General features: G+C 70.5%; 26 protein-coding genes and 1 tRNA gene. 9 read left to right on the forward strand and 18 right to left on the reverse strand.

The window, feature by feature from the left end:
• Positions 1-23: 23 nt before the first annotated feature.
• Genes DJ74_RS04150 through DJ74_RS04160 form a run of 3 tightly spaced genes read right to left on the reverse strand, consistent with a single transcriptional unit; the run spans position 24 to position 1,062 of the window.
• Positions 24-440, reverse strand: a complete 417-nt coding sequence (locus DJ74_RS04150; protein ID WP_094526451.1) for a hypothetical protein — start codon at positions 438-440, stop codon at positions 24-26.
• Positions 440-784, reverse strand: coding sequence for a hypothetical protein (locus DJ74_RS04155; protein ID WP_094524139.1), 345 nt, complete (start codon positions 782-784; stop codon positions 440-442). Before DJ74_RS04155 ends, DJ74_RS04150 begins: the two co-directional genes overlap by 1 nt.
• Positions 781-1,062, reverse strand: a complete 282-nt coding sequence (locus tag DJ74_RS04160; RefSeq protein ID WP_094524140.1) for a ubiquitin-like small modifier protein 1 — start codon at positions 1,060-1,062, stop codon at positions 781-783. The genes DJ74_RS04155 and DJ74_RS04160 overlap by 4 nt, the downstream gene beginning before the upstream one ends.
• 119 nt (positions 1,063-1,181) lie before the next feature.
• Here DJ74_RS04160 and DJ74_RS04165 point away from each other — a divergent pair, with 119 nt between their 5' ends.
• Positions 1,182-2,711, forward strand: coding sequence for a GMC family oxidoreductase (locus tag DJ74_RS04165; protein ID WP_094526452.1), 1,530 nt, complete (start codon positions 1,182-1,184; stop codon positions 2,709-2,711).
• 39 nt (positions 2,712-2,750) lie between these two features.
• Here the strand turns inward: DJ74_RS04165 and DJ74_RS04170 are convergent, their stop codons facing one another.
• Genes DJ74_RS04170 through DJ74_RS04180 form a run of 3 tightly spaced genes read right to left on the reverse strand, consistent with a single transcriptional unit; the run spans position 2,751 to position 4,962 of the window.
• Complete coding sequence (locus DJ74_RS04170) at positions 2,751-3,134, reverse strand: hypothetical protein (protein ID WP_094526453.1); 384 nt, start codon at positions 3,132-3,134, stop codon at positions 2,751-2,753.
• Positions 3,135-3,157: 23 nt separating this feature from the next.
• Complete coding sequence (locus DJ74_RS04175; protein ID WP_094526454.1) at positions 3,158-3,967, reverse strand: alpha/beta hydrolase; 810 nt, start codon at positions 3,965-3,967, stop codon at positions 3,158-3,160.
• Complete coding sequence (locus DJ74_RS04180; RefSeq protein WP_094526455.1) at positions 3,964-4,962, reverse strand: phosphate uptake regulator PhoU; 999 nt, start codon at positions 4,960-4,962, stop codon at positions 3,964-3,966. Before DJ74_RS04180 ends, DJ74_RS04175 begins: the two co-directional genes overlap by 4 nt.
• Before the next feature lie 256 nt (positions 4,963-5,218).
• On the opposite strand from DJ74_RS04180, the gene DJ74_RS04185 reads away from it, so the two are divergent.
• On the forward strand, positions 5,219-5,626 hold the full coding sequence (locus DJ74_RS04185; RefSeq protein ID WP_094526456.1) for a MaoC/PaaZ C-terminal domain-containing protein: 408 nt from the start codon (positions 5,219-5,221) through the stop codon (positions 5,624-5,626).
• 35 nt (positions 5,627-5,661) lie between these two features.
• Here DJ74_RS04185 and DJ74_RS04190 read toward each other — a convergent pair whose 3' ends face one another.
• The 9 genes from DJ74_RS04190 to DJ74_RS04230 all read right to left on the reverse strand — a co-directional run bounded on the left by DJ74_RS04190 (position 5,662) and on the right by DJ74_RS04230 (position 15,523).
• Positions 5,662-6,681 carry a 3-oxoacyl-ACP synthase gene (locus tag DJ74_RS04190; protein WP_094526457.1) on the reverse strand — a complete coding sequence of 340 codons (1,020 nt, stop codon included), beginning with the start codon at positions 6,679-6,681 and terminating at the stop codon, positions 5,662-5,664.
• Positions 6,678-7,907 (reverse strand): branched-chain amino acid ABC transporter permease, encoded by a 1,230-nt coding sequence (locus tag DJ74_RS04195; protein WP_094526458.1) that lies wholly within the window; start codon positions 7,905-7,907, stop codon positions 6,678-6,680. Before DJ74_RS04195 ends, DJ74_RS04190 begins: the two co-directional genes overlap by 4 nt.
• A 79-nt stretch (positions 7,908-7,986) precedes the next feature.
• Positions 7,987-9,021, reverse strand: coding sequence for a branched-chain amino acid ABC transporter permease (locus tag DJ74_RS04200; protein ID WP_094524147.1), 1,035 nt, complete (start codon positions 9,019-9,021; stop codon positions 7,987-7,989).
• Complete coding sequence (locus DJ74_RS04205; RefSeq protein WP_094524148.1) at positions 9,018-9,716, reverse strand: ABC transporter ATP-binding protein; 699 nt, start codon at positions 9,714-9,716, stop codon at positions 9,018-9,020. The genes DJ74_RS04200 and DJ74_RS04205 overlap by 4 nt, the downstream gene beginning before the upstream one ends.
• The gene (locus tag DJ74_RS04210; RefSeq protein ID WP_094526459.1) at positions 9,713-10,693 is read right to left on the reverse strand and encodes an ABC transporter ATP-binding protein; all 981 of its coding nucleotides are present in this window, start codon (positions 10,691-10,693) and stop codon (positions 9,713-9,715) included. The genes DJ74_RS04205 and DJ74_RS04210 overlap by 4 nt, the downstream gene beginning before the upstream one ends.
• Positions 10,693-12,141, reverse strand: a complete 1,449-nt coding sequence (locus DJ74_RS04215) for an ABC transporter substrate-binding protein (protein WP_094526460.1) — start codon at positions 12,139-12,141, stop codon at positions 10,693-10,695. The genes DJ74_RS04210 and DJ74_RS04215 overlap by 1 nt, the downstream gene beginning before the upstream one ends.
• 152 nt (positions 12,142-12,293) lie before the next feature.
• Complete coding sequence (locus DJ74_RS04220; protein WP_094524151.1) at positions 12,294-12,995, reverse strand: helix-turn-helix domain-containing protein; 702 nt, start codon at positions 12,993-12,995, stop codon at positions 12,294-12,296.
• Between the two features lie 133 nt (positions 12,996-13,128).
• Positions 13,129-14,715, reverse strand: a complete 1,587-nt coding sequence (locus DJ74_RS04225; protein WP_094524152.1) for an AMP-binding protein — start codon at positions 14,713-14,715, stop codon at positions 13,129-13,131.
• Position 14,716: 1 nt separating this feature from the next.
• Positions 14,717-15,523 (reverse strand): alpha/beta fold hydrolase, encoded by an 807-nt coding sequence (locus tag DJ74_RS04230; protein WP_094526461.1) that lies wholly within the window; start codon positions 15,521-15,523, stop codon positions 14,717-14,719.
• Positions 15,524-15,717: 194 nt separating this feature from the next.
• Here DJ74_RS04230 and DJ74_RS04235 point away from each other — a divergent pair.
• The 3 genes from DJ74_RS04235 (at position 15,718) to DJ74_RS04245 (ending at position 18,216) form a co-directional block, all read left to right on the forward strand.
• Positions 15,718-15,828: transfer RNA gene (locus DJ74_RS04235), tRNA-Glu, on the forward strand.
• A 93-nt stretch (positions 15,829-15,921) separates the two neighbouring features.
• On the forward strand, positions 15,922-17,097 hold the full coding sequence (locus DJ74_RS04240) for a cystathionine gamma-synthase (protein ID WP_094526462.1): 1,176 nt from the start codon (positions 15,922-15,924) through the stop codon (positions 17,095-17,097).
• Between the two features lie 171 nt (positions 17,098-17,268).
• A complete protein-coding gene (locus DJ74_RS04245) occupies positions 17,269-18,216 on the forward strand; it encodes a D-2-hydroxyacid dehydrogenase (RefSeq protein WP_094526463.1) in 948 nt (315 codons plus the stop codon).
• 114 nt (positions 18,217-18,330) lie between these two features.
• Here the strand turns inward: DJ74_RS04245 and DJ74_RS04250 are convergent, their stop codons facing one another.
• Positions 18,331-18,897, reverse strand: a complete 567-nt coding sequence (locus tag DJ74_RS04250; RefSeq protein WP_094526464.1) for a peptidylprolyl isomerase — start codon at positions 18,895-18,897, stop codon at positions 18,331-18,333.
• A gap of 103 nt (positions 18,898-19,000) precedes the next feature.
• Here DJ74_RS04250 and DJ74_RS04255 point away from each other — a divergent pair, with 103 nt between their 5' ends.
• From DJ74_RS04255 to truA, 3 genes are all read left to right on the forward strand, one after another.
• The gene (locus DJ74_RS04255) at positions 19,001-19,201 is read left to right on the forward strand and encodes a XapX domain-containing protein (RefSeq protein ID WP_094524157.1); all 201 of its coding nucleotides are present in this window, start codon (positions 19,001-19,003) and stop codon (positions 19,199-19,201) included.
• 167 nt (positions 19,202-19,368) lie between these two features.
• On the forward strand, positions 19,369-19,896 hold the full coding sequence (locus tag DJ74_RS04260; RefSeq protein ID WP_094526465.1) for a universal stress protein: 528 nt from the start codon (positions 19,369-19,371) through the stop codon (positions 19,894-19,896).
• Positions 19,893-20,807: a tRNA pseudouridine(38-40) synthase TruA gene (gene truA, locus DJ74_RS04265; protein ID WP_094526466.1), complete on the forward strand. Its 915-nt coding sequence runs from the start codon at positions 19,893-19,895 to the stop codon at positions 20,805-20,807. The genes DJ74_RS04260 and truA overlap by 4 nt, the downstream gene beginning before the upstream one ends.
• Here the strand turns inward: truA and DJ74_RS04270 are convergent.
• Positions 20,804-21,352, reverse strand: a complete 549-nt coding sequence (locus tag DJ74_RS04270; RefSeq protein WP_094522254.1) for an Rrf2 family transcriptional regulator — start codon at positions 21,350-21,352, stop codon at positions 20,804-20,806. The two genes, truA and DJ74_RS04270, sit on opposite strands and share 4 nt — an antisense overlap.
• Before the next feature lie 418 nt (positions 21,353-21,770).
• On the opposite strand from DJ74_RS04270, the gene nadE reads away from it, so the two are divergent.
• Positions 21,771-22,763, forward strand: a complete 993-nt coding sequence (nadE, locus tag DJ74_RS04275; protein ID WP_094526467.1) for an NAD(+) synthase — start codon at positions 21,771-21,773, stop codon at positions 22,761-22,763.
• Positions 22,764-22,804: 41 nt separating this feature from the next.
• On the opposite strand, the gene DJ74_RS04280 is transcribed toward nadE, so the two are convergent.
• A partial coding sequence (locus DJ74_RS04280; RefSeq protein WP_141212667.1) for a M28 family peptidase occupies positions 22,805-23,177 on the reverse strand: 373 nt, incomplete at its 5' end.

Raw genomic sequence — 23,177 nt, forward strand, 5'->3', positions numbered from 1 at the left:
GAGTCTGGCGCGCTTGGTCGCGGTCAGTCGTCGTCGGTCGCGGTCCCGATCACCACGCCAGACCGGATCTCCAGCGCGGTCTCGTACTCCTCGCGCCGCGTCCGACCCGAGCCCGCCCGCTCGACAGCCGTCTCGTGGGCGCGGGCGACGGCGTCGCGCTCGCGGTCAGTGAGTCCCAGCCGCTCCCCCACGCTCTCCCAGTGGTCGGGCTCCACAAGGAACGTCTCGCGGTCAGGCTCGGTCGCGATGCGCTCGTATCGCCGCCTGTACTCGGCGATCCGCGGACCTAGGTCCGCCTGCACGCGGGCGAGGAGGGAGGGGAGCCGCTCGGCGGGGACGCTGGCGAGCGCCGCCGCCTTGACCAGCGCGGTCCCGTCGATCGGGTAGTCGCCGTTCGGCGACGTCGACCCCGTCCCGGGTGACTCCTCGTCGCCGGCCATCAGCCTCCGGCCCGCATCGCCTTCTGACGGTACTTCGGGAGGAGCTCGGCCAGCGCGTCCGGGTCGCCGACGAACTCGGCGGTCACTTCGGTGAGTCGAATCGCAGCCGCGGCCGTCACCGTCTCGGCGCTGAGCGCGACGCGCCACCCGTCGCCGTCCACGCGGGTCGCCTCGGCCGGGTCGTCCGTGCCCACGAGCGTCCCGCCGAGGTTGACGAGGTAGTGGGCCGCGAGCCGCCGGGAAATCCCGCGGTACGCGACCGTCTCGCGCTCCCAGCCCTCCTCCGCGGGCGGGGGACCGTCGACGGGCTCGGTCCCGCCGCTCGCCTCGCCGTCGGGGGTCATGCGCCGCCCGCGACCGGCGGGAACACCGAGAGCCGGTCGCCGTCCTCCAACGCCGTCTCCAGCCCGTCGAGGTGAAGCACCTCGCGGCCGTTCTTGAGCACGTTGATCTGGGGCGCGAGGCCGCCGTCGACGACCAGGCGACCGTTCATCCCCTCGTACTCCGCTTCTAGCTCCCGCAACACGTCTCCGACGCTCGACCCGTCGGCGAACTCCGCCTCGACGATTTTCCCGCCGGCGGCCTCGCGAAACGTCGCGAAGAACCGCAGTTCCAGTTCCATATGCGCGTAATCGGTCCGGACCGACATAAAACGGTCCCGAGAAGCGGGGAGGAACCACACCGCTCGTGCGATGTGGTACCATAGCTTTAGGTTCCACCGGTCCGTCCGATCACTCGGAAATGTCAAGCAAGGCGTACGATTACGCGGTCGTCGGCGCCGGGTCGGCGGGCTGCGTGGTCGCGCGGCGGCTAGTTGAGCGGGGGAACGACGTGATTTTACTCGAAGCGGGGGCACCCGACGAGAACCACGAGGAGCGGATCAACACACCGGTCCGCTTTCCGGAGCTGTTCAAGTCCGAGGCCGACTGGGAGTACTACACGGAGCCGCAGCCGGAGATGAACGACCGCCGGCTGTACCATCCCCGCGGGAAGACCCTCGGGGGGTCGAGCTCGCTGAACGCGATGATCTACAACCGGGGCGTTCCCTGGGACTACGACAACTGGGCGTCGATGGGGAACGACGGCTGGAGCCACGACGAGATGCTCGACGCGTTCAAACGGAGCGAGGACTTCGTCGGCACCGGAGACGAGGAGTTCCACGGGACGGGGGGACCGCTGACCGTCGACGACCTGTCCGACCCGCACCCGGCCTCCGAGGCGTTCGTAGGCGCGGCCGAGGAGTGCGGCATCGAGCGGAACGCCGACATCAACGGGCGACGGCAGACCGGTGCGGGACTGTACCACGTGACGCAGCGGGACGGGAAGCGGTGCAGCAGCGCCGCGGCGTTCATCAAACCGGTACTGGACCGCGCCGGGCTGACCGTCGAGACCCGCGCACACGTCACCGGTATCCGGTTCGACGACGCGAACCGCGCCGAGGGCGTCGACTACCGACGCGACGGCGAGACGCACGAGGTCGACGTCGCGGAGGAGGTGGTGCTCAGCGCGGGGGCGTACGACACGCCGCAGCTACTGATGTGCTCCGGCGTGGGGCCGGCAGAGCACCTTCGCGACCACGACGTCGACGTGGTCGCCGACCGACCGGGCGTCGGCCGTAACCTCCAGGACCACCTGTTCAGCTTCGTCGTGTACGATCGGACCGACGACGAGCCGCCGGCGCCGACGTCGAACATCGGGGAGGGCGCCGGGTACACCTACGTCGACGACGACGAGCCGGCGCCGGACCTCCAGTTCCACTTCTGTCCGACGTACTACATGAACCACGGCTTCGACAACCCCGACGGGCTCGGGTTCTCGATCGGCGCGACGCAAGTGCGGCCCGAGAGCCGGGGGCGGGTCGAGCTCGCCTCCGACGATCCCACCGATGACCCCGTCGTCGATCCGCGGTACCTCTCGGCCGAGCCGGACCTCGAGGTCCTCCGCGAGGGCGTCAAGCGGGCCCGTGAGATCGCTCGGGCCGACGCCCTCGACCCGTATCGCGGCGCGGAGGTCTGGCCGGGCGAGGACGTCGAGACAGACGCGGAGATCGAGGAACACGTGCGCGAGACCGCTCACACGGTGTACCACCCGGTCGGGACGTGTCGGATGGGGGACGACGAGTCGGCGGTCGTCGACGATCGGCTCCGTGTGCACGGCGTGGACGGCGTCCGGGTCGCCGACACGTCGGTGATGCCGACGATTCCGAGCGGCAACACCAACGCGCCCGCGATCGCCGTCGGCGAGCGGGCGGCGTCGCTGCTCGAGGCCTGACCGGCCGGTTCGCCCGGCGGGACCGCGTTCGGAAGGGGACTACAGGTCCGAGAGCCGGATCCCGTCCTCGACGAGCCGGAAGTTCCGCTCGCGACCCAGCTCGTCGCCGAGCCACTCGTGTTCGTACAGCTGTCCGATCAGTTCCACGTAGAGGTTCCGCCACGCGATGGCGTAGATCGGGGACTGCCCCCACGCGCGCAGTTCCGGGACGAACTCGTGGTACGCGCTCGCCTGCGTCTCCATTCGCTCGACCGCGTCGGCGACGACCTCGGCCGCCTCCGCGGGCTCGGCGCCCTCGATCTCCTCGTTGATCCGCGACTGAATGCCGGCGATGGCGCGACGCATGTCCTGTTCGGCGGTCTCGTCCTCCTCGGGGAGCGACTCGACGACCCCTCGCGGCACGCCGAGCTCTATCTCTGGCATACCGAATCGTCCGGCGGCGACGCTCAAAAAACCCGCTCACCGATCCGCCGCTCGACGGGGGCCTCCACGAGCCACCGACCGGTGAGCGTCCCGACCCGATCACGCGCGGCCGCCGGGTCGGTCGATACCGACTCGTCTCCCCGCTGCGGCCCGTAGGCGCCGAACCCGGCGTGATTGACCCCGTCGAGCTCGATCACCCGTGCGTCGCCGGGCAGGTTCGACCGGCTCTCGCGCTCGCGGTCCGCGTCGATCACCCCGTCGGCGCCCCCGAGCACCGAGAGGACCCGCAGCCCGCTCTCTGAGACGTCGCTGTCGCAGTAGGCGGCGTGGAGGACGAGCCCGTCGAGGTCGACGGCGTTGGCCGCCGCGTACCGACAGGCCATCGCGCCGCCGAGCGAGTGGCCGCCGACGTACCACGACTCGACCGCCGGGAGCGCCGCCCGCGCGTCGCCGGCCCGGTTCGGTCCGAGCACCGCGAGGTTCAGCGGCACGTCGACGATCACGACGGCGACGTCTCGCCCCGCGACCGTCGCCGCGGCGGTCGGGACGTAACTCTCCGGGTTCACGCGCGCGCCGGGATAGTAGGCGAGTCCGACCGTCTCCGCGGTCACCGGCCCGCTCCGAACGACCGTCAGCCCGTCGAGCCGCTCGACGGTGACGGCCGACGAGGACTCGACCGCGTTCACCGCCGCCTCCTCCGGGCCCGCGCCGACCGCGAAGTAGAGCCCGGCACCGGTCGCGAGAACCGCCGCACCCAGCGCGATCACCGCGACGGCGACGGCGACGGTGCGGCGGGCGGGGAGCCGACCCGTGTCGTCTCCCTCGGGGCTCACGGGGTCGGCGCGGCCTTCTGGAGGGCCGTCTCCGCGATGTTGCCGCCGTAGTCGGCCGACCGGAGGACGGAGTCGACGACGAGCCCGAGCAGCTGCGCGCGGGCCGGGTCCAGGTCGCGGAGGAGTTCGTCGATCGCGCGCACCCGTTCGTCGATCGCCCTGACGCCCGTGCGAGCGTCGTTCGCCAGCCGCGTCGCCTCGTCGCTGTCGTCGGCGAACAGCGCGTCCATCGCGGTGTCGATCACCTCGACCGCGTCGCCGTGGAGGTCGTTGACCGCCTCGACGACCTCGTCGGGAAGCGGCTCGTCGATGCTGAGCGTCAGGTGGCCGATCTTCGTCGCGTGGTCGCCGATCCGCTCCAGCTGGCGGGCGCTGGAGTGGTAGTCGAAACACTCCTCGCGCGGGAGGCCGAGCTCTTCGGCCGCCTTCGGCGTGCGAAGCGTCGCGCGGAAGATCCGGGAGACGACGAGCCAGAGCCGGTCGAGGTCGTCGTCGCGGCCGATCACGTCGCGGGCGAGGTCGTGGTCGAGATCGGAGAGCGCGGCGAGCGCGTCCTCCAGCATCGACAGCGATATCAGCCGCATCCGGGTGACGGCGTTGTGGATCGACAGCTCCGAGGAGTCGAGCAGGTCCTGGATGACGACCCGGTCGCGCGTCTCCTCTAACACCTCCAGGCCGACGAGGCTCTGGACCGCCTCGCGGATGGCGGAGCGCTGCTCAGTGGAGATCCCGGCGCCCTCCAGTTCGATCACGTCGAACCCGCTGACGTACATCGTCGTCACCGCCCGGGTGAGCGCCTGCCCCGAGAGGTCGGTGACGTCGAGCGTCCCGCGGGTGCGCTCCTCCTCCGACCGCGGCGTGAGGAACAGCGAGTCGCCGTCGGGGAAGAACTCGATCTCGGTGCCGGCCTCCACGCCGTTTTCCGTCGCCCACGTCTTCGGGATCGAGACCGTGTACGTCGAGCCGCCGGTGACCTGCACCTTCCTCGTTTCCATGTATACAGATCGCACACGATATCCCTTAAGTTTATTCAAAATATATACTCCTACCGCGTCTCGGATAGACGACGCAAGTCGCATCTCAGCGGTCATAATTCGGATGGAAGCCGCGAGCAAGCCCTAACTGTCAGTCATAATATAATAATTATATATCCCTATATATTTCGGGTCGCGGGCCGAGCGGGCCGCTCGGCACGTCGACGTTCGAGGGTGAACACCGGGGTTGAGGTTCCGGGACGCAGAATACTGAGTCATGCCAGTCGCGACTGTCGGCGAGACGGCGTCCCACGAGGTACAGGTCACGGACGAGGCGATCGACGCGTTCGCCGAGCTCTCCGGCGACGACAACCCGATCCACCTCGACGACGCCTACGCCGCGGAGTCGATGTTCGGCGGACGCGTCGCGCACGGAATGTTGTCGGCCGCGGCGGTCTCGGCGGCGCTCGCGTCGCTCCCGGGCGACATCGTCTATCTCGAGCAGGAGCTGTCGTTCAACGCGCCCGTCCGTCCGGGCGAGACGCTCAGGGCCGCCGTCGAGGTCGTCGAGGACCTCGGCGGCGACCGACTGCGGGTGCGGACGGAGGCGTTCGTGGACGCGCGCGAGGAGCGCGTCCTCGACGGGGAAGCGACGATACTCTCGGTGGCCCACGAGGACGACTGACCGCGCGGACCGACGCCCCGACGCAAAGCGGCCCGCTACCCGTGCCAGCGGAGCACCGTCGCCGCCCACGTGTACCCGGTGCCCGCGGCGAGGAAGCAGACGAGGTCGCCGTCTGCGAGCCGACCGTCGGCCAGCCCCTCCTCGACGGCGAGCGCCTGATCGACGCTCTGGACGTGGCCGTACTCGTCGAGGTAGTAGCCGTCCCGCTCGGGGTCGAGTCCGAGCTCCTCCAGCACCCGGTCGTGGAAGGACCGCTTCATGTGCGTGAGGGCGACGAAGTCGAGGTCGGTCCGCTCGAACCCCGACCGCGACAGCGCCTCGTCGGCGACGGAGCGGAACGCCGGCAGCGAGACCGGGCCCAGTCGCTCCTTCATCCCGTCGGGGTCGGGGACCTGCAGCGCGTGGAGCCCCTCGCGCACCGTCGCCTCGCTCGGCGGGCGCTTCGACCCGCCAGCGGGCATCACGACGTCGTCGGCGAAGGAGCCGTCCGTCTCGGCCGCGCTCTCGTGGACCGTCGCGCGGGCGCGGTCGCCGGGGTCGGCCTCGACGACGAACGCGCTCGCGCCGCTCCCGAAGTTGAACATGAACGACGCGTCCTCGTCCTCGTAGTCGACGAGGTCCTCCTCCCGGCTCGCCGAGACGAGCAGCGCGGTGTCGGTCTCCTCGACCGCGAGCTGAGCGGCCGCCTGCCGGAGCGCTATCGGGGCGCCGGCACAGAGCGTGTAGCTCTCGGTGGCGTAGGCGTTCTCGGCGCCCAACGCCTCGGCTATCGCGGCCGCGGCCGACCACACCACGTGGTCTTTGAACTCCGAGCCGTGGTAGAGGAGGAGGTCGACCGCGGTCGGGTCGACGTCGGCGTCCGCGAGCGCCTCGCGGGCCGCCTGCTCGGCCATGTCCGTCGCGTGGTCCCCGTCTCGCGGGCAGACGTGCTTCTCGGTCACGCCCATCTTCTCGACGACGACCTCCTCGGGGATCCCGCTGATCTCGGCGATCTCCGCGCCGGTGATCGTGTCGGGCGGCACGTACGTTCCGAGGCCGGTGATTCCGACCGTCATCGGCGGTACCTCCGTAGCCGCTCCGGCAGGCGCTTGCCGACGGTCCCCCCGAGCCGGTCGCGCACCGTGCCGAGGATCCCGTTGGGGACGAACAGCACGAAGAGCACGAAAACGATCCCGAGGTACAGCGGCGCTCGTCCGGCCAGAGCGGTGTTGACGAACAGCTCGACGCTGAGCCCGAAGACGTCGGTCTCGAGGACGGTCGCCGGGACCCCTTCACGGATGTAGGTCGCGAGACCGCCGCTCTCGGTCGAGAGCACGTCCTCTAGCCACTGGTGGAACGCCGTGCCGAACAGCGGTCCCGCCAGCGTGCCGAACCCGCCGATGATCGTCGTGATCAGCGCGTCGGCGGTGACGAGGAAGAAGTAGGAGTTGTCCGGCGACACCGACCGGGCGTAGGCGGCGAAGATCCCGCCGGCGACCGCCCCGAAGAAGCCGCTGATCGCGAACGCGGCCAGTTTGAACCGGTAGGTCGGATAGCCGACGGCGCGGGCGCGCTCCTCGTTCTCGCGGATGGCGACCATCACCCGCCCGAACGGCGAGTGGAGGATCCGCTGCATCGCGAAGTACGAGGCTAAGACGACGGCGCCCAGCGCGTAGTAGGAGACCACCGTCGCGGAGACGTCGATCCCCAGGCCGAGTAGATTCTCGACGCTGGTGCCGGTGAGCCGTCCGACCCGGAGGCTCAGCGCGTCGACGTACGGGACGCCGATCGCGAGCCCGTCGCCCCCGATCGTCGCCCCCTCTTGGGGGTTCGTGGAGACGTACCCCCACGAGCGGATCAGCTCGTAGATCACCTGCGCGAACCCGAGCGTGATCATCGCGAAGTACACCCCCGTGAGCCGGAACGAGACCGAGCCGATGACCAGCGCCAGCAGCGCCGCGAGCAGCGCGCCGAGCAGCAGCGTGATCATGAACGGCGTCCCGCCCGGGATCCCGGGGATCTGCCCGTTCGCCGCGAGCACGACGAAGTACGCCCCGGTGCCGTAGAACGCGGCGTGGCCGAACGAGAGGTAGCCCGTGTAGCCGCTGACGAAGTCGAAGCTCATCGCGAACAGCCCCATGTACAACACGGCGATCATGAACGTGATCCCCGGGAGGAACGCCGCCGTCTCGGCCGCCAGCGGCGACGACTCCAGCGCGCCGTTGACCGGCGGGTACAGGAAGAAGACGAGGACGACGGCGGCGTGGACCGCGTGGTCCCGGGCGTAGTCGGCGAGGGTCACGGCGCGGTCGACATCGCTGACTTCCGCGTCGTCGTGCCCGGCGTCGCCCCCCGCGTCGTCGGCGGAGGAGTCGGGGTCGCTAATGGCCGCCCACCTCCTCGACGCCGTAGAGGCCCTGCGGCCTGACGATCAGCATGCCGACTAACAGCAAGAAGATCGTCACCTCGGAGAGGCCGGAGAAGGTGACGACGCCGGTCGTGAACAGCCACGTCGTCACCGAGTCCGCGATGCCAACGATCCCCGCGGCGACGACGGTGCCGCGGAAGCTCCCGAGCCCGCCGATGATCACGACGACGAACGCGTACAGGAGCACGTCGATGCTCAGCAGGACGCTCGGCCCCCAGATCGGGTCCCACATCAGCAGGACCCCGCCGACCGCGGCGAGGCCCGTCCCGACGCCGAAGACGACGGTGAACGCCCGGCGGACGTCGATCCCGAGCGCCTGCACCATCTCGGTGTCCTCGCTCCCGGCCCGGATGTATAATCCGTACAGCGTCCGGGTGAGGAACAACCAGACGGCGACGAGGACGACGCCGCCGATCAGCACCTCGAACAGGTAGAGCCGCCGCACTGCGATCCCGAGGAAGTCGGTCCGTCCCAGCAGCACGTCCGGCGCGGTACCCATCGGCGCCTGCCACTGCGGGTCCGGCTGGATGCCCCGCAGCGTCAACACGATCCGCGCGACCTCCTCGATGATCAGCGAGACGCCGAACGTCAGCAGGATCTGGTAGGTCGGCGTGCGGTCGTAGATCGGTCGGATCAGCTTCAGCTCGATGAGACTGCCCGCCGCGGTGGTGACGGCGAAGACGATCGCCATCGCGGCGAAGAAGACGCCGATCGTCGCGAGCGTCCCCGTCCCGGAGCCGACGACCAGAACGAGCACGAGCCCGCCGAGGTACGCGCCGACCATCGTGACGGCGCCGTGGGCGAAGTTGAGCACGCCCATCAGCCCGAACACGAGTGTGAGCCCCACCGCGATGGTGAAGTAGACGGCGGCCTTGCCGAGCCCCTCGACGAGGACGCGGACCGCGGTCCGGAGCCCGTCGGCGGCGCCGCCCGTCGCGAGCAGCGGGGCCGGGTCCGCGACGCCGAGGGAGAGCGCGGTCGCGCTCATGCGGTGAGGTACCTCCGGATGCGCTCGTCCTCGCTCGTGACGCCGTCGGTGTCGCCCTCCTCGACGACGACGCCGTGGTCGACGAGGTAAAACCGGTCGGCCAGGTCCATCGCGAGCCGGAAGTTCTGCTCGACGAGTACCATCGTCGTGTCCGCGGAGGCCGCGCGGAGCGCCTCGACGACGTCGCTCACGATCTGCGGCGCGAGCCCCTCGCTGGGCTCGTCGACGAGCAGCAGGTCGTTGTCGCCGAGCATCCCGCGGGCGATCGCGAGCATCTGCTGTTGGCCGCCGCTGAGGTCGCCGGCCTCCTTGTCGGCGAACCGCTCAAGGGCCGGGAAGAGGTCGTACGCCTCCCCTATCCGGGCGTCCGGGTCGGCCGCGGCGTGGGCGGCGACGCGGAGGTTCTCCGCGACGGTCAGGTGCGCGAACACCCGCCGGTCCTCCGGCACCCACCCCATTCCGCCGCCGGCGATCTCGTGGGGCTCGCGGCCGGTGACGTCCTCGCCTTTGAATCGGACCGTCCCGCGCCGCGGCGGCGTCAGCCCGAGCGCGGTCCGTAGCGTCGTCGTCTTGCCGACCCCGTTGCGACCGACGAGCGCGACGATCTCGTCGTCTTCGACGGTCAGGTCGAGCCCCTGCAGGATGTGGCTCTCGCCGTAGTACGTGTGGACGCCCTCGAACTCCAACACGCTCACCGGCCGCCACCTCCGCGGTTCGGCGTTCGCCCAGACGCTCGGACCCGTTCGGCCGGCGGGGCTCGCCCTGTCGGCCGGTCGACGCGACGACCGCCGTCGGTCGCCGCCGCGGAGCCGTCGCCGTCGGCCCCGCCGCTCTGCTCCTCGCCGGTGGCGTCGCCCTCGCGGCCGTAGCCGCCGAGATACGCCTCCCTGACGGCCGGGTCGTTCCGGACCGACTCGGGCGGGCCGTCGGCGATGAGCTCGCCGCGGTGGAGCACCGCGATGCGGTCGGAGATGCCCATCACCACGTCCATGTTGTGTTCGATCAGCATCACGGAGTGGTCGGCGGCGACGTCCTCGATCAGCGCGACCACGTCGTCGACCCCCTCGCTGGAGACCCCGGCGGTCGGCTCGTCGAGCAGGAGCAGGTCCGGGTCGCCGGCGAGCGCGACGCCGACCTCCAGGCTCCGTTTCTCGCCGTGACTGAGGTTCTCCGCGACGGCGTCGGCCGCTCCATCGAGTCCGATCCGGTCGAGGATTTGGTGGGCCTCCTCGTAATGCGCGTCGAACGACCGAACGTTGCGCCAGAGCTTCCAGGCGTCGCCGCCCCGCGCCGCCTGCGCCGCGATCCGGACGTTTTCCAGCACCGTGAGCGTCGGGAAGAGGTTCGTGATCTGGTACGACCGGTGGATCCCGGCCAGCGCCGTCTCGTGAGGCGAGGCGTCCGTTATGTCGCGGGTGCCGACCCCGCCGTCTCCGCCCTCGCCGGCCTGGCCGGCCTGGCCGCCCTCGCCGGCTCCCGCGCCCGGTGCGAACCGGATCGCGCCGTCGGACGGCTCCAACACTCCAGTGAGGAGGTTGAAGAACGTCGTCTTCCCGGCGCCGTTCGGGCCGATGAGCGAGCAGAGCTCGCCGGACTCCAGCGCGAAGTCGACCCCGTCGACCGCCGTGATCCCGCCGAACCGCTTCGTCAGCCCGTCGGTTTCGAGCAGCATCACAGCGAGCAGCTGGCGTCCTCCTCGGGGACCATGACGTCCTCGGCGTCGAGCCGTTCGAGCGGCTCGCCGGGCATGATGGGCGCGTCCCACGTCTCGGCGAACTCGTCGCTCGTGGGGACCGGCCAGGCGACGGTCATCTGGGAGGCGCCCTGGTTGTTGTGGCCCTGGAAGCTGTAGCCGTCGGCGCCCTTCGGCGTGTCGGCGACGGTCATCCCGCGCAGCGCCTCCGCGACGTCGGCGCCGTCCGTCGACCCGGACTCCGTGACGGCCTGCGAGAGGGCGGAGGCGGCGGTGAACGTCCCCGAGCTGAACAGGTCGGGGACGATGTCGTACGCGTCGACGTGCATCTGTCGGAACTCCTCGTTGATCGGGTTCTCGTACTGGTTCCAGTGGTACCGGCTGGTGAACGGACCGAGCCCGGCGTCCTTGATGTCCTGCTCGGTGAAGCCCTCGCCGAGCGCCGACTCGATCGTGCCGCCGATGAGCTGGGTCGTCAGCAGCGCCGCGAACCCGCCGAACACCTGCACGTCGAACGAGATCGCCGAGGTGAGGAACTGCGGCAGCGTCGACGCCGTGAACCCGCCGACGACGCCGGACGCGCCGTTCGAGACGGCCTCCTCGAAGAGCCCGTCGAACTCGGAGTAGCCGACCTCGACGAACCGCGGCTCCAGCACCTCGACGCCCTGGCTCTCGAGGACCGCGGTGTAGTTCTCCGCGACGCTCTGTCCGAAGGCGTTGTCGGACGCGAACACCGCGACCGTGTCGATGTCGAAGTTCTCGGCGACGTACGTGCCGCCCGCACGCGCGTCCATCGCGGTGTGCTCGCTCGCGCGGAACGCCAGCGGGTGACAGAACTCGTCGCTCACCGTGATGCCCGCGTCGGCCGCGGGGCCGATGAGGTACGGCACCTCGGACTCGTCGACGACGGTGTCGATCAGGCGCCGCGCGCTGTCCGAGGACGTGCCCCCGAAGAGGACGTCGACGTCCTCGTCGAGCACGAGGTTCGTCGCGACGTTCTGTGCGGTGTCGGGGCTGAACTGGGTGTCCTCGACGATGATCTCGTAGGTCGGGCCGTCGTCCGTCTCCAGCGTGTAGGTGCCCGGCGTGAGCTCCTCGATCGGATCGACGTCGTGTTTGTACGCCAGCCCGGAGTAGAATCCCATGAGGCTGATCTGGCCGTAGTACTGGAGGTCACCGGAGGTCGGCTGCAGCGCCCCGATCCGGAGCGTCTCCCCGGAGAGGTCTCCGCCGTCGCCTCCGTCCTCTCCGTCGCCGGATCCCCCGTCTTCGCCGTCGCCGGAGCCGCCGTCGCCGCCGTCGCCGCTCCCGCCGTCGCTCCCGTCGCCGCCGTTTCCGGAGCAGCCGGCGAGTCCTGCGAGTCCGACTCCGCCGACCGCGGCGCCAGTTCGTCGAAGATACGACCGTCGCGTGGTTACGTCTCGCATACGCATACCGACGAGACACACCGGCAAAAGGGGCCGAGTTAAGATGTTAACAAGCGACGCGAAACCGCGAGGGATCCGGCGAAAACGCTCGCTCACGCGGAGAATCAAGGGGCCGGGCGAGTCACGGACTCAGTCGACCGCAGTCGCCCGGCTCAGTTCATCCGGTCGAGCGCCTGCACGACGCTACGGAGCAGTTTCTTCTCGCCGCGGCGCATGTTCTTCGAGACCGCCGCCGTCGACACGTCGAACTCGTCGGCGAGCGTCGAGAGGGTCGCCTCTCGCGGCGACTCGAAGTAGCCGGCGTCCGCCGCCGTCTCGATGGTCTCGCGCTCGACGTCGGTGAGGTCGCGGCAGGCCTCCAACATCGTGGAGGCCGCGTTCGCGTTGCGCATGGTGTCGAACAGCGACTCCATCGACAGCTCCGAGCGGTCCTCGACCACGAACTCGTTGCCCTTCTCCAAGTCGTGTAGCGCCGCCTCCGTGGTCTCGTCGTCGTCGAAGCCGACCTGCCACTGCTCGGAGCCGTCGGCGATCCGGAACGGGCCCGTGATGTAGCCGCCGTGGTCGGTGATCGTCGACATCGCGTTCGTCTCCTCGATGACCGTCCGGATGATCGCGGTGTCGTCCCGCTTCGAGAACAGGCGGTACTCGGCCATGTTCTCGTGGTCGCGGAGCCTCTGCAGGCCCTCGCTCAGCTCGTAGCGGTCGGACGACTCGACGAGCAGTCGGGTCTCCAGCTGTTCGGCCGCCGTGTCGAGCTGCCAATGCATCGCGGAGAACCCGACGTCGTGGTCCGCGGAGGTGTCGATGAACGGGCAGTCGAACTGCTCCATATCCATCGTGACGTCGATCATGGCCTCCCCTTATCTCCCACATATATAACGGTTGTTCCTGTGGGACGCCCGCCACGTCGTGAGACGGTCGAAAACGGCGGGATAGCGCCCGACAGCTCGTTCCCGGCACGCTCGGCTCGGCCGCGTCGGACCGTCACTCCCCGAACCGCTCCTCGATCGCCGCCCGGTCGATCTTCGACGGGCCCGACGTCGGCATCTCCTCGACGAACGCGAGCCCCTTCGGCACCGCGTACCGGGCGACGCGGGAGGCGAGGTGCGAGCGCAGGTCGTCGAGCGTCAGCGACTCGTCGCCCACGACCACCGCCTTCCCGACGGTCCCCCACTCCTCGCTCGGAATCCCGATCACGACGGCCTCCTCGATCTCGGGGTGATCCGTGAGCGCGTCCTCGACTCGCGGCGGGTAGACGTTCTCCCCGCCGGAGACGAACATGTTCTTCTTGCGACCCTCGATGTGGTAGTAGCCGTCCGCGTCGACGCGGGCCAGATCGCCCGTCGAGACCCAGTCGCCGAACGTCTCGGCCGTCTCCTCGTCGTCGTTCCAGTAGCGGTCCGCCGCCGCGGGGCCGGCCAATTCAAGCTCGCCGACGGTCCCGTCCGGGACCGGGCCGTCCTCGTCGACCACGCGCGCGTCGACCGCGAGCGCGGGCACGCCGACGCTGGCGGTCTTCTCCGGCGGGAAGCCGTCGGGCATCGCGAAGTTGTTCGGGCCGCACTCCGTGAGCCCGTACCCCTGCGATATCTCCACGCCGCGGTCGCGCCACGCGTCGATGACGCTCTCGCGGCACGGCCCGCCCCCGCTCTTGACGAACCGCAGGGAGGAGAGATCGGTGTCGGCCCACTCGTCGTGGCGCGCCATCATCCGGAGCACCGCGGGGACCGCGACGAGCGTCGTCGCGCGTTCGCGCTCGACGTCGGCGAGGACGCGGCCGGGATCGACCTCGGGGCTCAACAGGATCCGCGCCCCCATCTGGAGGAAGGGGACGGTGAGCACGTTCCACCCGCCGGTGTGGAACATCGGGAACACCATCGGCGTCACGTCGTCCTCACGGAGCCCCCACGCCGTGATCGTGTTGAACGCGTTCCAGCGGATCGCGCCGTGGCTGATCACCGTCTCCTTCGGCGTGCCCGTCGAACCGCCGGTGTGGAGGAAGAGGTGCGGGTCGGCGAGCGAGACGGCGGCGGTCTCGACCGGCGAACCGTCGTCGGGGAGGTCAGCCCCGAGCGTGCGCCACGCGTTGTCCGCGTCGGTCGCGATCGCGCGCACCGGGGGCTCGACGTCGGCGCGCTCCAAGGCGTCGACCACGTCGCCCTCGAACGGCGTCTCGGCCGCGAGGAGCGCGGGGTCGACGTCGCCGAGGACCGCCGCGAGTTCGCGCTCCGCGAGCCGGTGGGAGAGTGGGGCCAACACCGCCCCGACCTTCGCCGTCGCGAAGAACAGGTCGAGCAGCTCCACGCGATTCCGCGAGACGACGGCCACGCGGTCGCCCTTCCCGACGCCGACCTCGCGGAGGAACCGCGCGGTGCGGTTGGCGCGCTCGTCGAGGTCGGCGTACGTGTACTCCTCGCCCGCGGCCGTGTCCGTGACGGCGACGCGGTCGGGCGAGAGTCGCGCTCGGCGCGCCGACAGCGACCCCACCCACTCGTACGCCCGGTCGCCGTGCGGGTGCGGCCGGGGGTCGTCGGCTCCCTCCCCGCCACTCCGCGGATCGTTCCCGGCCATCTCAGGCGACCCCGTCGAGGAACGACCGGATCCTGTCGTCGACGGCGTCCCGCTCCTCGATGAAGAAGAGGTGGGGCCCGCCCTCGATCCGTTCGACCGTCGCGTGCCGGATGAGTTCGGCCAGACGGTCCGCGTTCTCGACCGGGAGCACCCGGTCGGCGGTGCCGTGGACCACCAGCGTCGGGACCGACAGCTCGCCGAGCCGGTCGGACGCGTCGAACGCGGCGACCGCGGCGGCCTGCGCCTCCCGGCCCGCGGGCGTCGCGTCGCCCGACAGCCGCCAGTCGACGATCCGATCGACGAGCTCCGGCTCGCGCTCGTAGAACCCGTCGCTCACCGCGGGCTCCATCAGGTACCGGATCCGCTCCCGCGGGTCCGCGTCCTCGGGCGCGGAGAAGATGTGATCTTGAACCTCGGGCGGCGTCTCGGCCGCGCCCTCGCCGCCTGGCGAGGTGCAAAGCAGGGTCAGCGAGGCGACCCGCTCGTCGGTCAGCGCGAGCTCCTGCGCGATCATGCCGCCCATCGAGGCGCCGCAGACGTGCACCCGGTCGACGCCGCGGTCGTCGAGCACGGCCCGCGCGTCGGCCGCCATCTCGGCGATCGCGTACGGCCCCTCCGGGACGTCGGAGTCGCCGGTCCCGCGGTTGTCGGGACGGAGCACCTCGTACCCGTCCGCGAGGTCCTCGGTCAGCCACCGCCACATCCAGCGACCGTACCCCAGCCCCTCTAAGAGGAGGACCGTCGCGCCGTCGCTCGTCCCGTCGACGGCGTAATTTATCGCGACGCCGTCGCGTGTCGCTCTCGGCATACCAGTACAGACGGGGTCACGCCGCATCAACCCGCACGTTAACGTTTCAACCACCCCACCGGTGTCAAGCGGACTCAACGCGCCGACCGCTCTCGACGGCGGGGCGGAATCCGGGGACGAAGCCCCTGTCGAGGCGTCCCACAGTGACGGGAGTTGAGAAGAGTTAAATCGGATGCGGCACAAGCGGAAATCGCGCTCGGTTGGTGTAGTCCGGCCAATCATGTTGGCCTTTCGACGGATGCGGCGCATCGGTGCGCCGGTTCGGAAGTCAGCCGACGACCAGGGTTCAAATCCCTGACCGAGCACTTCTCGCGAAACCGCTCCGGCAGCGACGGGTCCGTTCGGCCACCGCCGCTCCGAAGGGGAAGAATCACCACGCTCGCCGACGAGTCCCCGATATGAGCGACCACCCCGAAGGCGACGACCCGCGCTTCGAGACCCGCGCGATCCACGCGGGACAGGAGCCCGACCCCGAGACCGGCGCGCTGATGACGCCGATCCACGCGAACTCCACGTACGAGCAGGACGGACCGGGCGACCACCGCGGCTACGAGTACAGCCGGACCGGGAACCCGACGCGGACCGACTTGGAGGCGAACCTCGCGTCGCTGGAGTCGGGGAGCCACGCGCGCTGCTTCTCCTCGGGCATGGGCGCGATCAACACCGTCCTGAACCTGCTGTCGGCGGGCGACCACGTCGTCGCCGGCGACGACGTGTACGGCGGCACCCACCGCATCCTCACGCAGGTGTACGACGAGTACGACGTCGACACCACCTTCGTCGACACCACCGACCACGACGCCGTGCGGGACGCGGTACGGGAGGAGACGGAGCTAGTGTGGGTCGAGACGCCGACGAACCCCCTGATGAACGTCAACGACATCGGCGCGCTCGCGGACATCGCCCACGCCAACGACGCGCTCTGTGCGGTCGACAACACGTTCGCGACCCCGTACCTCCAGCGTCCGCTCGAACACGGCGCCGACGTCGTCTGCCAGTCGCTGACGAAGTACCTCGGCGGCCACTCCGACACGATCGGCGGCGCGCTCATCGTCGACGACGAGGGACTCGACGAGCGACTCGGCTTCTACCAGAACTCGGTGGGCGCGACCCCCGGCCCGTTCGACTGCTTCCTCGTGCTCCGCGGGACGAAGACGCTCCCGGTGCGGATGGACCGCCACTGCGAGAACGCCGCGGCGCTCGCGGAGTGGCTCGAGTCCCACGACGACGTGAGCCGGGTCTACTACCCCGGCCTGGAGAGCCACCCGGACCACGAGCTCGCCGCAGAGCAGATGGACGCGTTCGGCGGCATGCTCTCCTTCGAGTTCGACGGGAGCCTCGATCAGGCGTCGACCGTCGTGAGCGAGACCGAGGTGTTCACCCTCGCGGAGTCGCTCGGCGGGGTCGAGAGCCTCATCGAGCAGCCGGCCGCGATGACCCACGCCGCGATCCCGCGCGAGGAGCGTCTCGCGGCGGGGCTCACGGACGGGCTCATCCGCGTCTCCGTCGGCCTCGAACACGTCGACGACATGGAGGCGGACCTGCAGGCCGCGTTCGACGCGGCCCTGGAGTAACCGAACTCCGCCGCGACCGCGCCCCACAACGGCCTCGCCCCACAACGGCCTCGCCCCGCACCGGCCACCTTCCGGACCGGCCACCTTCCGGACCGGCCGCCGCGCGCCCCGAATCCGGCACCCTTCGCCGCACGGGCACCCTTTATAACGGTCGCGCCGAGTGGCGTCGCCATGAGCGATCCAGACGTCCTCGTGCTGCGACAGACGATCCACGGATCGGACGCGTCGGACCTCGTCGCGTCGCTCCGCGAGCGACTCCCCGACCGCGAGATCGCGCTGGCCCGGACGCCGGCGGAGGAGCGCGAGCTGATCGCGACCGCCCGCGCCGCGGTGGGGCTCCACATCGACGAGGAGCTGTTGGCGGCCGCCGAGGAGCTCGAACTGTTCGCCTGCGTGTTCGCCGGGACCGGGCACCTCCCGCGCGAGGCGCTCGCGGACCGCGGCGTCGCCGTGACGAACGCCTCCGGCGTCCACGGCCCGAACATCGCCGAGTACGTCGTCGGGTCGATGATCACGCACGCCCGCCGGTGGCCGCGCGCGCACCGCCAGCAGGCGGACCGCGAGTGGCGCACCTACGAGACGACCGAGGTGTACGGCTCGACGGTCGCCGTCGTCGGGCTCGGCGCCATCGGGCAGACGGTCCTCGAACGGCTGGCGTCGTTCGACGTCGAGGCGGTCGGCGTCCGGTACTCGCCCGAGAAGGGTGGCCCGGCCGACGCGGTGTACGGCTTCGACGAGTTCCACGAGGCGATCGCCGACGCCGAGTACGTGGTGCTCGCGTGCCCGCTCACCGAGACGACGCGGGGGATCGTCGACGCGGAGGCGCTCAAAACGATGCGCTCCGACGCCGTCCTTATAAACGTGGCGCGCGGGCCGATCGTCGACACCGACGCCTTGGTCTCCTCGCTCAGGAACAGCCGGATTAGAGGGGCCGCCCTCGACGTGACCGACCCCGAACCCCTCCCGGAGGACCACCCGCTGTGGGGGCTCGGGAACGCCACGATCACCCCGCACAACGCCGGCCACACGCCGCACTACTACGACCGCGTCGCCGACATCCTCGCCGGCAACCTCACCCGGCTCGATGACGGCGAGGAGCTTGAGAATCGGGTAGTATAAGATACTCGGACGGCGGACCGCGGCGTCGACATCGGGGACCGCGGCGTCGACATCGGGGACCGCGGCGTCGACATCGGGGACCGCGGCGTCGACATCGGGGACCGCGGCGCCGGTCTACTCGTCGACGGCGACCTGCTCGATCTCGACCGTGTCGCGGGGCTCGTCGCGTCGGTCGGTCGGGACGGCGCCGATCTCTTCGACGACGTCCATCCCGTCGATGACCTGGCCGAAGACGGCGTGCTTGCCGTCGAGGTGCGGGGTCGCGTCAAGCGTGATGAAGAACTGCGAGCCGTTCGTGTTCGGGCCGGAGTTCGCCATCGAGAAGATCCCCGGACCGTCGTGGGTGAGGTCGTCGTGGAACTCGTCGTCGAACTGGTAGCCGGGGCCGCCGCGGCCGTTCTCCTGCGGGTCGCCGCCCTGGATCATGAAGTCCTCGATGACGCGGTGGAAGACGTTCCCCTCGTACAGCGAGTCGCCGCGGACCTCGCCGCTCTCGGGGTCTTCCCACGTGTCGGTGTCGCGCGCGGGGTCGGCGTCCGCGGCGGGGTCGTGACGCGCCAGTCCGAGGAAGTTCTCGACCGTCTTCGGGGCGCGGTCGGCGAACAGCTCGACGACGACGTCGCCGTGGTTCGTCTGGAGCGTCACCTGCGGGTTGTCGGGGTTGGAAACCTCTCGTGCCATGTCGCCGTGAAGGGACGCGCGTCGGAAAACCCTACCCATCCCCGCCGCCGCGTCCCCGACCGCGAACACCGCGTTTATAAACGGACGTCGCCGACGCGTCGACATGGGTTCGACCACCGTCCTGACCGCCGCCGCGCTTCTCGTCGGGGTGACGGTCGGCGCGCTGTTCGCGTTCCTCCGCGTCCCGATTCCCGCCCCGCCGGAGTTACCGGGCGTGATGGCGATCGTCGGGATCTATCTCGGCTTCAAACTCGTCGGCTACGTCGGTGTGGGCTTCGACCTGCTCGACGCGCTCGGGCTGTAACGGTCCGCCCTCACCCGTCGCCTCGGCCGCCTCCACCCGTCGCCTCGGCCGCCTCCACCCGTCGCCTCGGCCGCCTCCACCCGCCGATCCGTCCCGCTCGCGGGTCGACTGCGCCGCTCGCTCGAACGGCCGGTATCGTTTTGCACCCGGCCCGAGCAGTGCCGGGTATGTACGACGACATCCTCCTCCCGGTCGCGCCGGGCGGCGAGTCGAACGACGCCGTCCCGCACGCCGCCAGCCTCGCCGAGCGCTACGACGCCACCGTCCACGTCGTCTCCGCGGTCGACACGCTGGCGCAGACGCTCGGCGGGCCGCAGGCCGGAGCGTTCGCCGAACGGATCGAGGACGCCGCGCGAAAGCGCGTCGAGACGGTGACCGCGGAGCTCGATGACGCGGGGGTCGACGTCGTCGGCGACGTCAGGCAGGGCGAGCCGATCGACATCATCGAGGCCGCCATCGAGGACACCGGCGCCGACATCGTCGTGATGCCGAGCCACACTCGCAGCGGCCTCCGGCGAGTCCTCCTCGGAAGCGTCACCGAGAAGATAGTCCGGGTCTCTTCCGTTCCCGTCGTCACCGTGCCGATGGCCGTGGACGGCGACGACGCGACGACGGGCGAGGATGCGACGACGGGCGAGGATGCGACGACGGGCGACGCCGACGGGGGCGACGACCGGTCCGCAGACGGGACGTGACCGCCGCCGCGACGACTCGCGCGTTCCGGGTCGCGTACGACGGCCGCGAGTACGCCGGCTTCCAGCGCCAGCCCCACGCGACGACCGTCGAAGGCACCCTCCTCCGGGCGCTCGCGGAACACGGACTGCTCGATCGCGGGGACGGGCCGACGCACGCGACGCCGCCGGGCTACGCCGCGGCGGGCCGCACCGACGCCGGGGTCTCCGCGGTCGCGCAGACGGTCGCGTTCGAGGCGCCGACGTGGCTCACGCCGCGGGCGTTCAACGGGCACCTCCCGGGATCGGTGCGCGTCTGGGCGGCCGCGGACGTCCGGGACGGGTTCCACGCGACGCACGACGCGGTCCGGCGGACGTACCGGTACCACCTCTACGCGCCCGCGGCGGGTGCCTCCTCGCCGGCCCCCGACGGCGCCGTGGACGACGGACGCGTCCGCGACGCCCTCGATCGGCTCTCGGGCCGCCACGACTTCCACAACCTGACGAGCGACGACACGGGGACCGTCCGGAGCCTGACCGCGACCGCGTCCCGGGACGGCGACCTGCTCGTGGTCGAAGTCGCCGCCGACGGCTTCCCGCGCGCGCTGGTCCGCCGGCTCGTCGCCGCGGTCCGGGCGGTCGGACGGGGCCACACCGAGCCGTCGCGGATCGACCGCCTGCTCGACGCGGAGCCGGTGCCGGGGGAACTCGGCGTCGGCCCCGCGCCGCCCGAGCCGCTGGTGCTGTGGGACGTCGCGTACGACGGGGTCGCCTTCGACGTCGACCGGGAGGCCGCCGAGAGCGCCCGCGTCGCCTTCGGAGAGCGGTACCAGACGGCCCGTCACGCCGCCGCCGCGACGGGGGCGATCCGGGACCGGATCGCGTCGGGGGACCGCGTCGAGTCCGCGGAGCGCCGCGACGGCGACGCCTCTTAGTCGGCCGCGCTCACCTCGGCGGCGTCGGCGGACGGGGTCTCCATCCCGTCGACGCGCAGGAGGAGGGTGTTGCCGTCGACGTTCGTGGCGTCGACGGTCCCCGAGAGGCGCAGCCCGGCGGCCGGCGTCGGACCGACGGTGACGTGATCGCCGGCCTCGAAGGGACCGACCGGACCGCGGATCACCAACTCAGCGCGGCAGAGTTCGGGATTGGCGACGCTGGAGAGGTCGATCTCCTCGACGTTCACGCCCTCTACCGGGTCGCCGTCGACGGCGACCGGCGTGGTCTCGGCGTCGTCCATCCGCTCGACGCCGAGAGTCTCGTAGGCGCCGTCGGTGGGGACGTACCCGCCGTCGGGCCCCGGGACGCCCTCGACCAGCCGGAGGTCCCGAAGGCTCTGCATCCGGTTCCGGACCGTGCCGGCTTTGCGATCGATCGACTCGGCGATGTCACCCCCGGAGACCGGGAGATCGGCGTTTTCCGCGAGGTTCACGAGCGCGGTCAAGACGCGTTTCTGACTCGTCGTGAGCTGTATCGTCGACATACACGAATCCAACAAATTGATATGGATAAACGTTTGCTTCTACGCACCTTATATTCTTGATACAGTAATTGAGCGCCGAGTAATCCCACAAACATATGTTATTAGTGCCAAAATGCATAGAGAACAGAACTCCTGCTACTCCATATGAGACACAATCTGCGTATCAGCTATCTTTCGCTGTATGACTCCGAATTTCTTTATCAGTATTCCGTATTTACACTGGTATCTGAGATAATTCTCACAATACCTTATATAGTTGGCACCGTGGATATTTACCCGTCCGTTCGGAAGCGGGAGCCGAACATGAATCGTCGAACCGACGGTCGACCGCGGTCGGGTCCCCGCCGAGCCGCGGTCCCGGACCGCGCCACGCCGTGGAACCGCGGAGCGACGACGGGGACGACCGGAGGCCCGAACGATGAGTGATCGGGGGTCTCCCGCCTTCGAGGGCGACTCGTTAGACGGGCGCGCCGCGAGTTCGGTCCGGTCGGACGCTCGCGACGAGACGGCTGCGACCGACGGACCGCACGCCGGCGAGTCCGTTCCCGACGACGTCACCGGCGACGGGGACCGTCGCCTCCGCGACCCCGGTGACGAGCGCGAGCGGGTCCGCTCGTTCCTGGAGTCGCGGGTCGCGGCCGCCCGTGCCGAGGGGGTCGTGGTCAACATGAGCGGCGGGCTCGACTCCACGGTGACCGCGGCGCTGGCCGTCGAGGCGCTCGGCGCCGACCGCGTGTACGGGCTGATACTCCCGTGTAACAAGGTCGGCGCGCACCACGCTCGCGACGCCGAGGCACTGGCCGAGGCGCTCGGGATCGATCACGACACGGTCCACCTCCATTCGCTGTTCGCGCAGTTCGGGGCGGTCGCGCCCGACCGCTTCGATCTCCACGACGAACCGGTCCTGTCCGGCAACGCCGTCGCTCGGCTCCGGATGACGCTCGCGTACCTCGCCGCGAACGCGACGGACCGCCTCGTCTGCGGGACGGCCAACCGGAGCGAGCTGCTGCTCGGCTACTTCACGAAACACGGCGACGGCGGTGCGGACGTGCACCCGATCGGGCACCTGTACAAGACCGAGGTCCGCGCCCTCGCGTCCGAGCTCGACGTCCCCGAGTTCGTCGTCGAGAAGCCGCCGACCGCGGGATTCCTCCCCGGACAGCGCGACGCCGACGATCTGGGCGCCCCGTACGAGGTCATCGACCGCGTGCTCCGGCTCGGCGTCGACCGCGGGCTCGGCGCCGCGGCGATCGCGGAGCGGCTGTCGGACGGCGAGGAGGACGACGTTGACGTCGACGAGGAGGGGGGCGTCGACGTCGACGAGGAGACCGTCGCCGACCTTCTCGACCGACACCGGGCCACGGCTCACAAGCGCACGACGCCGACCGTGCCGACCGGGCGCGGGCCGTAGCCCCCTCCGTCACTCCCTCCGTACCGCACGACTGACGCGCGCTACTCCCAGCCGTCGGGCCAGAGGTCGGCCGCGCGCATCCCCGTCTCGAAGTCGGCGTCGCGGAACTCGGCGACGAGTTCCTCGCGGTCGAGCCGGGGCACGTCGCGCTCGGCGGCCGCGAACTCGCAGACGAGCAGCGCCGTCAGCATCGCGTGCTCCCGGACGTTCCGGTCGTCGACCTTGTCTCGCGTGTCCGCGTGCGTGTGACCCCAGCCGCGGCCGCGGTCGCCGGAGTCGCTGTGAAGCTGGAGCGCCGGCACCCCGCGGCGGACGAACGGCCACTGGTCGGAGAACGGGTGCGGCTCCGCGTCCACCGCGATCGGCTGGCGGGTCGCCGTCGACACCGACCTCGCGACCGACGCGGCCGCGTCG

Source organism: Halorubrum sp. Ea8, from assembly GCF_002252925.1.
Taxonomy (GTDB): domain Archaea; phylum Halobacteriota; class Halobacteria; order Halobacteriales; family Haloferacaceae; genus Halorubrum.

Excerpts from the sequence above, each read along its gene's own strand:
- DJ74_RS04150 (WP_094526451.1), bottom strand. The coding sequence starts at position 440 with ATGGCCGGCGACGAGGAGTCACCCGGGACGGGGTCGACGTCGCCGAAC.
- DJ74_RS04155 (WP_094524139.1), bottom strand. The coding sequence starts at position 784 with ATGACCCCCGACGGCGAGGCGAGCGGCGGGACCGAGCCCGTCGACGGT.
- DJ74_RS04160 (WP_094524140.1), bottom strand. The coding sequence starts at position 1,062 with ATGGAACTGGAACTGCGGTTCTTCGCGACGTTTCGCGAGGCCGCCGGC.
- DJ74_RS04165 (WP_094526452.1), top strand. The coding sequence starts at position 1,182 with ATGTCAAGCAAGGCGTACGATTACGCGGTCGTCGGCGCCGGGTCGGCG.
- DJ74_RS04170 (WP_094526453.1), bottom strand. The coding sequence starts at position 3,134 with ATGCCAGAGATAGAGCTCGGCGTGCCGCGAGGGGTCGTCGAGTCGCTC.
- DJ74_RS04180 (WP_094526455.1), bottom strand. The coding sequence starts at position 4,962 with ATGGAAACGAGGAAGGTGCAGGTCACCGGCGGCTCGACGTACACGGTC.
- DJ74_RS04185 (WP_094526456.1), top strand. The coding sequence starts at position 5,219 with ATGCCAGTCGCGACTGTCGGCGAGACGGCGTCCCACGAGGTACAGGTC.
- DJ74_RS04190 (WP_094526457.1), bottom strand. The coding sequence starts at position 6,681 with ATGACGGTCGGAATCACCGGCCTCGGAACGTACGTGCCGCCCGACACG.
- DJ74_RS04200 (WP_094524147.1), bottom strand. The coding sequence starts at position 9,021 with ATGAGCGCGACCGCGCTCTCCCTCGGCGTCGCGGACCCGGCCCCGCTG.
- DJ74_RS04210 (WP_094526459.1), bottom strand. The coding sequence starts at position 10,693 with ATGCTGCTCGAAACCGACGGGCTGACGAAGCGGTTCGGCGGGATCACG.
- DJ74_RS04215 (WP_094526460.1), bottom strand. The coding sequence starts at position 12,141 with ATGCGAGACGTAACCACGCGACGGTCGTATCTTCGACGAACTGGCGCC.
- DJ74_RS04220 (WP_094524151.1), bottom strand. The coding sequence starts at position 12,995 with ATGATCGACGTCACGATGGATATGGAGCAGTTCGACTGCCCGTTCATC.
- DJ74_RS04225 (WP_094524152.1), bottom strand. The coding sequence starts at position 14,715 with ATGGCCGGGAACGATCCGCGGAGTGGCGGGGAGGGAGCCGACGACCCC.
- DJ74_RS04230 (WP_094526461.1), bottom strand. The coding sequence starts at position 15,523 with ATGCCGAGAGCGACACGCGACGGCGTCGCGATAAATTACGCCGTCGAC.
- DJ74_RS04240 (WP_094526462.1), top strand. The coding sequence starts at position 15,922 with ATGAGCGACCACCCCGAAGGCGACGACCCGCGCTTCGAGACCCGCGCG.
- DJ74_RS04245 (WP_094526463.1), top strand. The coding sequence starts at position 17,269 with ATGAGCGATCCAGACGTCCTCGTGCTGCGACAGACGATCCACGGATCG.
- DJ74_RS04250 (WP_094526464.1), bottom strand. The coding sequence starts at position 18,897 with ATGGCACGAGAGGTTTCCAACCCCGACAACCCGCAGGTGACGCTCCAG.
- DJ74_RS04255 (WP_094524157.1), top strand. The coding sequence starts at position 19,001 with ATGGGTTCGACCACCGTCCTGACCGCCGCCGCGCTTCTCGTCGGGGTG.
- DJ74_RS04260 (WP_094526465.1), top strand. The coding sequence starts at position 19,369 with ATGTACGACGACATCCTCCTCCCGGTCGCGCCGGGCGGCGAGTCGAAC.
- DJ74_RS04270 (WP_094522254.1), bottom strand. The coding sequence starts at position 21,352 with ATGTCGACGATACAGCTCACGACGAGTCAGAAACGCGTCTTGACCGCG.
- nadE (WP_094526467.1), top strand. The coding sequence starts at position 21,771 with ATGAGTGATCGGGGGTCTCCCGCCTTCGAGGGCGACTCGTTAGACGGG.